The 12,404-nt window shown below is 59.9% G+C and carries 9 protein-coding genes; 7 read left to right on the forward strand and 2 right to left on the reverse strand.

The window, feature by feature from the left end; translation table 11 throughout:
* Positions 1-15: 15 nt before the first annotated feature.
* From HU754_RS24690 to HU754_RS24720, 7 genes are all read left to right on the forward strand, one after another.
* Entirely contained in the window at positions 16-1,173 is a 1,158-nt protein-coding gene (locus tag HU754_RS24690; protein WP_217827576.1) for an efflux RND transporter periplasmic adaptor subunit, read from the forward strand.
* Complete coding sequence (locus HU754_RS24695) at positions 1,170-4,271, forward strand: multidrug efflux RND transporter permease subunit (RefSeq protein ID WP_186624751.1); 3,102 nt, start codon at positions 1,170-1,172, stop codon at positions 4,269-4,271. Before HU754_RS24690 ends, HU754_RS24695 begins: the two co-directional genes overlap by 4 nt.
* Before the next feature lie 8 nt (positions 4,272-4,279).
* A complete protein-coding gene (locus HU754_RS24700; protein WP_007916978.1) occupies positions 4,280-4,957 on the forward strand; it encodes a heavy metal response regulator transcription factor in 678 nt (225 codons plus the stop codon).
* Complete coding sequence (locus tag HU754_RS24705) at positions 4,947-6,311, forward strand: heavy metal sensor histidine kinase (RefSeq protein WP_186624752.1); 1,365 nt, start codon at positions 4,947-4,949, stop codon at positions 6,309-6,311. The genes HU754_RS24700 and HU754_RS24705 overlap by 11 nt, the downstream gene beginning before the upstream one ends.
* A 305-nt stretch (positions 6,312-6,616) precedes the next feature.
* Positions 6,617-6,838, forward strand: coding sequence for a hypothetical protein (locus HU754_RS24710; protein ID WP_093430681.1), 222 nt, complete (start codon positions 6,617-6,619; stop codon positions 6,836-6,838).
* Between the two features lie 196 nt (positions 6,839-7,034).
* Positions 7,035-8,351 carry an OprD family porin gene (locus tag HU754_RS24715; protein WP_186624753.1) on the forward strand — a complete coding sequence of 439 codons (1,317 nt, stop codon included), beginning with the start codon at positions 7,035-7,037 and terminating at the stop codon, positions 8,349-8,351.
* Between the two features lie 144 nt (positions 8,352-8,495).
* The gene (locus HU754_RS24720) at positions 8,496-10,004 is read left to right on the forward strand and encodes a sensor domain-containing diguanylate cyclase (RefSeq protein ID WP_116255167.1); all 1,509 of its coding nucleotides are present in this window, start codon (positions 8,496-8,498) and stop codon (positions 10,002-10,004) included.
* A gap of 178 nt (positions 10,005-10,182) precedes the next feature.
* Here HU754_RS24720 and lpxC read toward each other — a convergent pair whose 3' ends face one another.
* Both lpxC and ftsZ read right to left on the reverse strand, forming a co-directional pair.
* Positions 10,183-11,094: a UDP-3-O-acyl-N-acetylglucosamine deacetylase gene (gene lpxC / locus HU754_RS24725; protein WP_007916984.1), complete on the reverse strand. Its 912-nt coding sequence runs from the start codon at positions 11,092-11,094 to the stop codon at positions 10,183-10,185.
* 112 nt (positions 11,095-11,206) lie between these two features.
* On the reverse strand, positions 11,207-12,403 hold the full coding sequence (gene ftsZ, locus HU754_RS24730) for a cell division protein FtsZ (protein ID WP_016986475.1): 1,197 nt from the start codon (positions 12,401-12,403) through the stop codon (positions 11,207-11,209).
* Position 12,404: the final 1 nt, after the last annotated feature.

Consider the following 12,404-nt stretch of genomic DNA (forward strand, 5'->3'; position numbering starts at 1 on the left):
CGGCGCCCACCCCGCATGCGAATCCAAAAGAACAAAGCCCTGCTAGCCCTAGTGATCGTCCTGGCCGCCGCAGGTACATGGTGGGCAATGAAACCCGCCCCCACCAAACTCGCCACCCCCACCGCCATCCCGGTGCGAGTCATAGCGGTCAGCGAAAAAGACGTCCCCCGCTACACCACCGGCATCGGCTCCGTACTCTCATTACACAGCGTCGTAGTGCGCCCCCAGATCGACGGCATCCTCACCAAAATCCTCGTCAAAGAAGGCCAACTCGTCAAAGCAGGCGACCTGCTGGCCACCATCGACGACCGCTCCATCCGCGCCAGCCTCGACCAGGCCCGCGCGCAACTGGGCGAAAGCCAGGCGCAACTGCAAGTCGCCCTGGTCAACCTCAAACGCTACAAACTGCTCACCGTCGACGACGGCATCTCGAAACAGACCTACGACCAGCAACAAGCCCTGGTCAACCAACTGAAAGCCACCGCCCAAGGCAACCAGGCTTCGATTGATGCTGCGCAAGTACAACTTTCCTACACACAGATCCGCTCCCCGGTCACCGGCCGTGTCGGTATTCGCACCGTCGACGAAGGCAACTTCCTGCGCATGACCGACACCGCTGGCCTGTTCACCGTCACCCAGATCGATCCGATCGCCGTCGAATTCTCCCTGCCCCAGCAAATGCTGCCGACCCTGCAAGGACTCATCAGCGACCCGCAACGCGCGCAGGTCAAGGCCTACATCGGCGCCGACACCGATGGCGAAACCGGCAACCTGCTCGGCGAAGGGCACCTGACCCTGATCGACAACCAGATCAACGCCAACACCGGCACCATCCGCGCCAAGGCCGAATTCGACAACGCCAGCCAGAAGCTCTGGCCCGGCCTGCTGGTCACGGTAAAAATTCAGACAGCCCTCGACAAAGATGCGCTGGTCGTCCCGCCCACCGTCGTACAACGTGGCCTCGATCAACACTTCGTTTATCGGGTCAACGGTGACAAGGTCGAAGCCGTGCAAGTACAGATGGTTTATCAAGGCAGCGGCCAGGACATCATCAAAGGCGTGAAGGCCGGTGACGTACTGGTCACCGACGGCCAGTCGCGGCTTAAACCCGGTTCGACCGTGCAAGTCATGAGCGAGCCGCCGCAGGTGGTGCAAGCGGAGCCAAAACCATGAAGGCGCACAAAGGCGTCTCCACGTGGTGCATCGATCATCCGGTGGCGACGATTCTGCTGACCATCGCGCTGGTATTGGTCGGCGCAATAGCCTTCCCGCGCCTGCCAATCGCCCCACTGCCGGAAGCGGAATTTCCGACGATTCAAGTTTCGGCGAAGTTACCCGGCGCCAGCCCCGACACCATGGCCTCGTCCGTGGCCACGCCGCTGGAGGTGCAATTCAGCGCCATCCCCGGCATGACCCAGATGACGTCGAGCAGCGCACTGGGCTCAAGCCTGCTGACCCTGCAATTCACCCTCGATAAAAGCATCGACACCGCTGCGCAGGAAGTCCAGGCAGCGATCAACACCGCCGCCGGCAAACTGCCCAAGGACATGCCGACGCTGCCGACCTGGAAGAAGGTCAATCCGGCCGACAGCCCGGTGCTGATCCTCAGCGTCAGCTCGACGCAAATGCCCGGCACCGAACTCAGTGACTTGGTGGAAACCTTGCTCTCGCGTCAGATCAGTCAGATCGACGGTGTAGGCCAGATCAACATCACCGGTCAGCAACGTCCCGCAATCCGCGTGCAAGCCTCAGCCGACAAACTGGCGGCCATCGGCCTGACCCTCGCCGACATCCGCCTGGCGATACAGCAGACCAGCCTCAACCTCGCCAAAGGTGCGCTGTACGGCGAATCGAGCATCTCCACGCTGTCGACTAACGACCAGTTGTTCCAGCCCGAGGAATACCGCCAGCTCATCGTTTCCTACAAGGACGGCGCCCCGGTTCACCTAAGAGATGTCGCTAACGTTATCAACGGTTCGGAAGATGACTATGTGCAAGCGTGGGCGGGCGATCAACCGGGGGTAAACCTGGTGATCTCGCGTCAACCTGGAGCGAACATCGTCGAAACCGTCGACCGCATTCAAGCCGCCCTGCCCGGCCTCGAAGCCATGCTGCCGGCCTCGGTGCAAGTAAAAACCCTGATCGACCGCACCCAGACCATTCGCGCCTCGCTGCATGAAGTCGAAATCACCCTGTTGATCGCGATCCTGCTGGTGGTCGCGGTGATGGCGCTGTTCCTGCGTCAGTTGTCGGCAACCCTGATTGTCTCGGCGGTACTGGGTGTTTCGCTGATCGCCAGTTTCGCTTTGATGTACCTACTCGGTTTCAGCCTGAACAACCTGACGTTGGTGGCGATCGTCGTCGCGGTCGGCTTCGTCGTCGACGATGCGATCGTGGTGGTGGAAAACATCCACCGCCATCTGGAGGCCGGCGACGACATGCGCGAAGCGGCGATCAAGGGCGCCGGCGAGATTGGCTTTACCGTGGTCTCGATCAGTTTCTCGCTGGTGGCGGCGTTTATTCCGCTGCTGTTCATGGGCGGTGTGGTCGGGCGACTGTTCAAGGAATTCGCCCTGACTGCGACCTCGACCATCATGATTTCCGTGGTGGTGTCGCTGACCCTGGCGCCGACGCTGGCCGCGCTGTTCATGCGCAAACCGGTGCACCACGCCCACGCCAAACCGGGCTTCAGCGAACGCTTGCTCGGCTGGTACGAACGAGGTCTGCGCCGCGCCCTCGCCCATCAGAAATTGATGATCGGTGTGTTCGGCTTATCGCTGGCGCTGGCCATCGGCGGTTACATCTTTATCCCGAAAGGTTTCTTCCCGGTACAGGACACCGGTTTCGTCCTCGGCACCACCGAAGCCGCTGCGGATATTTCCTATGGCGACATGGTGAAAAAACACCTGGCGATGGCCGAAATCGTCGCCGCCGACCCGGCCGTGCAGGCGTTTTCCCACTCGGTGGGTGTCTCCGGCAGCAACCAGACCATCGCCAACGGCCGCTTCTGGATCGCCCTGAAAAAACGCGGCGACCGTGATGTCAGCGCCAGCCAGTTCATCGACCGCATCCGTCCGCAACTGATGAAAGTCCCCGGCATCGTCCTCTATCTGCGCGCCGGCCAAGACATCAACCTCAGCTCCGGTCCGAGCCGCGCGCAATACCAATACGTGCTGAAGAGTAACGACGGCGCGACCCTCGCGACATGGACGCAACGCCTCACGGAAAAACTGCGCAGCAACCCGGCGTTCCGCGATATTTCCAACGACCTGCAACTGGGCGGCAGCATCACCCACATCAGCATCGACCGCAGCGCCGCCGCACGTTTCGGCCTCACCGCCAGCGATGTCGACGAGGCGCTTTACGACGCCTTCGGCCAACGCCAGATCAACGAATTCCAGACCCAGGTCAACCAGTACAACGTGATTCTGGAGCTGGACACCAAACAACGCGGCAAGGCCGAAAGCCTCAACTACTTTTACCTGCGTTCGCCGCTGAGTGGCGAGATGGTGCCGCTGTCGGCGCTGGCCAAATTCGATGCACCGACCATTGGCCCGTTGTCGATTGCCCACGACGGCATGTTCCCGGCGGCCAACCTGTCGTTCAACCTTGCGCCCGGTGTGGCGCTGGGTGATGCGGTGATTCTGCTCAATCAGGCCAAGGCCGAGATCGGCATGCCGACGGCGATCAGCGGCAATTTCCAGGGCGCGGCGCAGGCGTTCCAGAGTTCGCTGGCCAGTCAGCCGTGGCTGATTCTCGCGGCGCTGATGGCGGTGTACATCATTCTCGGTGTGCTTTATGAAAGCTTCGTGCACCCGCTGACAATTATTTCGACGCTGCCGGCGGCAGGTTTGGGCGCGGTGATCATGCTGTGGATCTGCGGCCAGGACTTTTCGATCATGGCGCTGATCGGGCTGGTGCTATTGATCGGTATCGTCAAGAAGAACGGCATTCTGATGATCGACTTCGCCCTCGAAGCGCAGCGCCACCGAGGCTTGTCGCCGCAGGATGCGATTTTCGAAGCATGCATCACGCGGTTCCGGCCGATCATCATGACCACCCTCGCCGCCCTGCTCGGCGCCCTGCCGCTGATGCTCGGTTACGGCACCGGCGCCGAACTGCGTCAGCCGCTGGGGATCGCGGTGGTCGGCGGTTTGCTGGTCAGCCAGATGCTGACGTTGTTTACCACTCCGGTCATATACTTGTGGCTTGAGCGGCTGTTCCACAGGCCCAAACCTGCGCCCGTAGCGGCGCTGGCGACCACAGACTGAGGCGGGTCATGCGCGTTCTGATTATCGAAGACGAGGAAAAAACCGCGGACTATCTGCACCGCGGTCTGACGGAACAGGGTTACACCGTGGATCTGGCCCGCGACGGCGTCGAGGGCCTGCATCTGGCGCTGGAAAGCGACTACGCAGTAATCGTCCTCGACGTCATGTTGCCGGGCCTCGATGGCTTCGGCGTGCTGCGCGCGTTGCGTGCGCGCAAGCAAACCCCGGTGATCATGCTCACCGCCCGCGAGCGCGTCGAAGACCGCATCAAAGGCCTGCGCGACGGTGCCGACGATTACCTCGGCAAACCGTTTTCCTTCCTTGAGCTGGTCGCGCGCCTGCAAGCGCTGACCCGGCGCAGCGGTGGGCATGAACCGGTGCAGGTGAGCATCGCCGACCTGTGGATAGATTTGATCAGCCGCAAGGCTACCCGCGCCGGCACGCGACTGGATCTGACCGCCAAAGAGTTCTCCCTGTTGAGCGTTCTCGCCCGCCGGCAAGGTGAAATCCTTTCGAAAACCGCCATCGCCGAGATGGTCTGGGACATCAATTTCGACAGCGATGCCAACGTTGTCGAAGTCGCAATCAAACGCCTGCGCGCCAAGCTCGACGGGCCGTTCGACGAGAAACTGCTGCACACCATTCGTGGCATGGGTTATGTGCTGGAGAGCCGTGGTGTCCAGTAACTCGATTGCCCTGCGCCTGAGCGGCATGTTCACGCTGGTGGCGCTGCTGGTGTTTCTGTTGATCGGCGGCGCGCTGTATCAACAGGTCGATAAAGGCTTGGGTCTGCTGCCGGAAGCCGAGCTGGATGCGCGTTACAGCGTGCTCGAATCAGCGCTCAATCGCTTCGGTACGCCCGAGCATTGGGTGAAGATCAACGCCAAGTTGAAGCTGCTGGGTGAAGAGGACAAACGCATTCGTTTCTGGGTGGTGAGCGGCTATCCGGGTTACGAATACGGTCAGCCCGATGCGGCGATCCGTACTTTTGCCAAAGGCCCGTTGGGCATGCATGACTTGCAGTTGCCCGGCCAGCCTTATCCACTGAAAGTGCTGCTGACCGAGTTGCCGGCCAAGGATCAGCGTCCGCCGCTACGGTTCATGATCGGCATCGATACCGAGACCTTTCATGAGACGCAGCACAACCTGCTGATTGCCTTGATCGGGCTGGCGATTGTCGGTGTGCTGATGGCTTCGGCGCTGGGCTATTGGGTCGCGCGGATTGGTCTCAAACCGCTGATCAAACTGTCCCATGAAGCTCAACGACTGGCGCCTCCGCTGCGGGCCGGGCGCTTGCGTCTGTCGCCGCTGCCACCGGAACTTGAGCAGTTTGTCGATTCCTTCAACTCGACGCTGGAACGGGTTGAGCAGGCCTACTCGCGGCTGGAATCGTTCAACGCCGACGTCGCTCATGAGCTGCGTTCGCCGCTGACCAATCTGATTGGTCAGACTCAGGTGGCGCTGACCCGTGGGCGTTCTGCCGAACATTATTTCGAAGTGCTGCAATCCAATCTGGAAGAGCTGGAACGGCTGCGCTCGATCATCAACGACATGCTGTTTCTGGCCAGTGCCGATCAGGGCAACAAGGCGACCAAACTGACCTCGACGTCGCTGGCGGATGAGGTGGCAACGACCCTGGAATATCTGGATTTCATTCTCGAAGACGCGCAGGTTGAGGTGCAGGTCAGCGGCGATGCGCAGGTGCAGATCGAGGTCGCGCATTTGCGCCGGGCGTTGATCAATTTGCTCAGCAACGCGGTGCAGCACACCGGCGCGGGTCAGGTGATCGAGGTGCGGATCGAGGTGGAAGCGCATCAGGTGAGTATCGGCGTGGCCAACCCCGGTTCGCCGATTGCCAGCGAGCATTTGCCGCGCTTGTTCGAGCGCTTTTATCGGGTGGATGCCTCGCGTAGCAACAGTGGCAATAACCATGGGCTGGGGCTGGCGATCGTCAAGGCGATTGCGCTGATGCATGGCGGCGATGTGTTTGTGCGCAGTGATCGGGGGATGAATACCTTCGGGATTTATTTGCCGGTCTGAAAAGCCCCTCACCCTAACCCTCTCCCCGAGGGAGAGGGGACTTACCGTGGTGCTCTTTCGAAGTACGCCGACCTGAAATATCCCGTCGAACTCAGGCTTTGAAAAGTATGAAGATCTGCTCCCTTCCCCCTCGCCCCCTTGGGGGAGAGGGTTGGGGTGAGGGGGTTGCTCTTGGCTACACCGCGAACTTCGACTTTTACCTCCTGCGCAACAGTCATTTATGAAAATCACGCTGTTTCCCAACGCCCGGCGACCTTATCTTTGCCCGCACCAAACAGCACTCGCCAGGCGAGAAGGTTTTCAAGATGTCCAACAGTATGGGTATTGCCAGCGCTTTCGTTTTGTCCTCATTGATCCTGTCGCCGATGGCGATGGCTGAAGAATCGCAGTCGTTCGTAGCGCAAAATATCGCTCGCGCGCAGGCCTTCGATCAGCATCAGGCCGAAGTGATGGCCAAGGCGCAAGACGCCACGCAAGCCCCGCAGGCTGCCACTTCACAGGCTCAGGCTGCCGAGAAAGACAGCTGAGTCGCGCACCGCGCCAACGTTTCCCTCGACGCGGTTGTTTGGCTCTTCCCGTTCAACCGTCGTCATTCCAGGCCGCTGCCTTTCAGCGGCCTTTTTTCGTTGTGGTCTGAAAGCCGTTTGGTTCGTCTGTAACAACAAGAAACATCAAGCCCTCAAGCCATTGAAGGGCCAGTTGACCCAAGGAGCTCCATCGCACGTGCGTTACCCAGTTCGCTGCACCCCGCTGTTCATTGCAATTGCCGCAACGATTGCCCCTGCCGCTCACGCTGACGAGCCTGCCAAAGATGGCTTTGTCGAGGGTTCAAGCCTCAACCTCAACGCCCGCAACTACTACATGAATCGCAACCGCTTGCAGAAAGCGGACGACAACATCGAGTGGGGCCAGGGCTTTCTCGGGGTCTTCAAGTCGGGCTACACCGAAGGTACGGTCGGTTTCGGCATCGATGCCCACGCCATGCTCGGGTTGAAGCTCGATGGCGGTGGCGGCACCGACGGCTCGAGCATCCTGCCGGTCAGAGAGAATGGCGGCAAAGCGCCGGGGGCGTTCTCCACGGCGGGCGGCACGTTGAAAATGCGCGCGTTCGATACCGAGTTGAAGGCCGGTGACCTGTTCCTCACCAACCCGGTCATCGCCGGCGGTGATACGCGCATGCTGCCGCAGACTTTCCGTGGTGTGAGCCTGACCAACCACAGCTTCGACGGCTGGTTGATCGAAGGCGGCCAGGCGAGTTTTACCAAGCCTTACAACCAGAGTGGCCACACGCGCATCGGCACTTCCTACGGCACTCTTGCCGACGGCGATGAGAGCCAGCACCTGAACTGGGCCGGCGTGGCGTGGAGCGGTGTCGAAGGCCTGACCAGCAGTCTTTATGCCTCTGAGTTGAAGGACATCTGGAACCAGTATTACTACGACCTCGACTACACCTGGCAGTTGAACGATCTGGTCAGCCTCAACCCGGGCTTGCACTTCTATCACACGCAAGACACCGGTGATGCGCTGCTGGGCAACATCGACAACAACACCTACAGCCTGCATTTCACCGTTGGCGTCGGTAATCACAGCGTTACCGCCGCGTATCAGCGGGTCAACGGCAACACGCCGTTCGACTACATCAGCCAGGGCGACAGCGTTTATCTGGATAACTCACAGCAGTATTCCGACTTCAACGGCCCGAACGAGCGCTCGTGGAAGCTCAAGTACGCCTATGACTTCGCCGGTGTCGGCGTGCCGGGGCTGACCTCGTCGGTGTCCTACTCGCGCGGCACTGTGGATCTGACCAAGGTCGACCCTGACAGCACAGGCTATTCCAACTGGTACAGCGCCGATGGCCGCAACGCCAAGCATTGGGAACGCGATCTCGACTTGAAGTACGTGGTGCAGAGCGGTCAGGCCAAGGATCTGGCGGTCCACCTGCAATGGGCGACCAACCGAGGCGGCAACGGCTACGGCGTGATTGATTCGGATACAGATGAATACCGCGTGATCATCGACTACCCGATCAACGTCTTCTAAGATCGGCGCCATAACACCGTCTTGAATTCAGTGATGCACCCTGTGGGAGAGAGCCTGCTCCCACATTGGAAATGGTTTCTGGCTTCGGCTGTGGTTTTTGGCCTACTACGCTTATAAGACTTCCCCCCAACCGACAGCCCAATCATGATCGCGAGCCGTACCCCTCCCGTTGCGGGCAAGACCGGGCGCCCTGAGTTGCTGCTGATCTGCGGCAGTTCGCTGACCGTGATCGCGATTCTGTGCATCGTCACGTTCCTCCTGATCCGCGAGCACGCCAACGCCCAGGAGTCGGCGACCCGCAGTGCCACCACCATCGCGCAACTGATCGACGCCGATGTCCTGCGGACCGTCGAGCTGTACGACTTGACCCTGCAAGGCCTGATCGCCGCCGCCCAGCGCGATGACCTGCAAGATGTCTCACCGCAGATCCGCCATCTGGCGCTGTTCGACCGCTCGACCACCGCGCGCTTCAAGGGCGACATTCTGTTGCTCGACAAACACGGCGATGTGGTCGCCGACTCTTCGCGAATCGAGCCGAAACCGGGCAACTTTGCCGACCGCGATTATTTCCTCGCCCACGCATTCAATCGCGATGTCGGCATGTTTATCAGCCGCCCGTTCAAGACCCGTTGCGACTGCGACGAAGCCAACCAGTGGCGCATCAGCTTCAGCCGACGGATTTCCTCGGACACTGGTGAGTTCGCCGGTGTGGCCGTGGCGTCGATGAAGCTCGATTACTTCGATCAGTTGTTCAACAGCCTCGACATTGGCAAAGACAGCACGCTGAACATCATCAACAACGACGGCGTCCTGCTGGCGCAGAAGCCGTATCTGCAAAGCGATTCCATCGGCAAGAGCTACGGCAACCGACCGAATGTCGTGCGTATTCTGGGTGACAAGGATGGCAATGGCAGTTTTACCAGCACCTCGAGCATGGACCATCAACAACGCCTCTATACCTATTCGCGGGTCGGCAATCTGCCACTGACGGTGATGGTCGCGCTGTCCAGCGACGAGGTGTTCGGCACATGGCGTCGTACCGCCCTGTTGATCAGCGGCGCCACTGGGGTGTTGTGCGTGGGGTTGCTGTGGCTGACCTGGCTGCTGGCTCGCGAGTTGCGCTTGCGTCAACGGGCCGAGCGCGAGCTGGCGCAACTGGCCGCTACCGATGCACTGACGGGAGTGGCCAATCGGCGCATGCTCGATCAGGCACTGCGTCATGAGTGGTTCCGCGCCCAGCGCTCGGGCAAAGCGATGTCGGTGATGATGATCGATGCCGATCACTTCAAGGCCTTCAATGACCGGCATGGACATCAGGCTGGAGATCAGGCGCTGAAGACGCTGGCCAGGGTCATCACGGAAAATGTGCGGCGACCGACGGATCTGGTGGCGCGCTACGGAGGTGAAGAGTTTTCGGTGATTCTCGCCGAGACCGATGGCCATGGCGCACAGCAGATAGCCGAGCATATTCGTCAGGCGGTGGAGCAGTTGCCGTTGGTCGACGGGGCCGAGCGGCCGATGACCGTGAGTATCGGCATTGCGAGCTGGACGGCGGCGAGTGAGATGACGCTGGAGCAGTTGTTGTTTGCGGCGGACAAGGCGCTTTATCAGGCCAAGGAAAGTGGGCGCAATCGGGTGGTGGTGGCTGCCTGAACGTTCTGAGGCGATCGCACCGACGCCTTCGCGAGCAGGCTCGCTCCCACATTTGAAAAGCATTCCCCTGTGGGAGTGAGCCTGCTCGCGATGGGGCCGGCCCAGGCAACACAAAAATTGCAGGCATAAAAAAAGGCCATCCGAGGATGGCCTTCAAAAAACTAGAGAGGTTTTTTACTTACACCGCCGCAACCGGGCGCATGTAAGAGATTGGTGCGGTGCTGGCGTCTTCGAACGTCACCACTTCCCAAGCGTCTGTCTGCTCAATCAACTTGCGCAGCAGCTGGTTGTTCAGTGCGTGGCCGGACTTGAAGCCCTTGAACTCACCAATCAGGCTGTTACCCAGCAGATACAGGTCGCCAATCGCGTCGAGGATCTTGTGCTTCACGAATTCGTCTTCATAGCGAAGGCCGTCTTCGTTCAACACGCCATCGGCATCAACCACGATTGCGTTTTCAACGCTGCCGCCGAGTGCGAGGTTGTGCTTGCGCAGGTACTCGATATCACTCATGAAACCAAAGGTACGGGCGCGGCTGACTTCTTTTACGAACGAAGTGCTGGAAAAATCCACGCTTGCACTTTGGGTGCGGTCCCGGAATACCGGGTGATCGAAATCGATCTCGAAGCTCACCTTGAATCCTTCGAAAGGGACGAAAGTGGCGCGCTTGTCGCCGTCTTCCACTGTCACTTCACGCAGGATGCGGATGAATTTCTTGGCGGCGTCCTGTTCTTCCAGGCCTGCCGATTGAATCAGGAATACGAAGGGTCCAGCGCTACCATCCATGATCGGGACTTCGGACGCGGAGAGCTCGACGTAGGCGTTATCGATGCCCAGGCCAGCCATGGCCGAGAGCAAGTGCTCTACCGTGTCCACTTTGACGTCGCCGTTAATCAGCGTCGTCGACATAGTGGTTTCACCGACGTTTTCCGCGCGGGCAGGAATCTGCACCACAGGGTCGAGGTCAGCGCGACAAAACACAATGCCAGTGTCGACAGGCGCAGGCTTGAGGGTCAGATAGACCTTCTCACCGGAGTGCAGGCCTACACCTGTGGCACGGATAATATTTTTCAGTGTGCGTTGTTTAATCATGGCTTGGGCCGCTTCAGCGCAAATTGCGAACTGGTATCAACAAAGGCTGGCGATGATAGCAGACCATGCCTTTGCTGAACACCAATCACCTTCATAGCCCTGATACATTCCATCAATCGGCCTGACGACGCAGGAAAGCCGGGATGTCCAGGTAGTCCAGATCATCTTGCGGATTCATCTTCGCGGCAGCCGCAGCACCGGCCTGAGCCTGGTTGCGCATGACGGTCGGACGGTCCAGATCACGGTAGTTGACCGCAGGCGCTTCCTGACGGGCCGGAGCCGGTTGTTGTACCTGGGCAGAAGCCATGGAGGTATGAACGGTGTTGTCGATGACCTTGACAGGCTTCTCGATTTTCGCGCCCAGACCCGTGGCAACCACGGTCACGTGCAGTTCGTCGCGCATGTCCGGATCGATAACGGTACCGACCTTGACCATCGCGTGTTCGGAAGCGAAGGCTTCGATGATGCTACCCACGTCGGAGTACTCACCCAGGGACAGGTCAGGACCGGCGGTGATGTTCACCAGGATGCCGCGTGCGCCTTGCAGGTTCACGTCTTCCAGCAGCGGGTTGCGGATCGCCGCTTCGGTGGCTTCACGTGCACGGTTCGGACCGCTGGCGCAGCCAGTGCCCATCATCGCCATGCCCATTTCGCTCATCACGGTACGTACGTCGGCGAAGTCGACGTTGATCATGCCCGGACGCTTGATGATGTCGGAGATACCGCGAACGGCACCGGCCAGTACATCGTCAGCCTTGGCGAAAGCCGACAGCAGGCTGGCGTCTTTACCGAGGATGGTCAGCAGCTTCTCGTTGGGAATGGTGATCAACGAGTCGACGCTTTCCGAGAGCATGCGGATGCCTTCATCGGCGATCTGCATACGCTTGCGGCCTTCGAACGGGAACGGACGCGTTACGACAGCAACGGTCAGAATGCCCATTTCCTTGGCCACTTCGGCGATGATCGGCGCAGCACCGGTACCGGTACCGCCGCCCATGCCAGTGGTGATGAACACCATGTTGGTGCCCTGCAGGACTTCGGCAATGCGCTCACGGTCTTCGAGAGCGGCCTGACGACCTACTTCAGGGTTGGCGCCAGCGCCCAGACCTTTGGTCACGCCGGTACCCAGTTGCAGAATGGTACGCGCGCCGATGTTTTTCAGCGCTTGAGCATCAGTGTTGGCGCAGATGAATTCAACGCCTTCGATGTTGCTCTTGACCATGTGATTGACAGCGTTGCCGCCGCCACCGCCAACACCGATAACTTTGATTACCGGGCTTGCGGGGATGTTGTCTACGAGTTCGAACATT

Origin of the sequence: Pseudomonas zeae, assembly GCF_014268485.2 — a bacterium.
In the GTDB taxonomy this organism is placed as follows: Bacteria; Pseudomonadota; Gammaproteobacteria; order Pseudomonadales; family Pseudomonadaceae; genus Aquipseudomonas; species Aquipseudomonas neuropathica.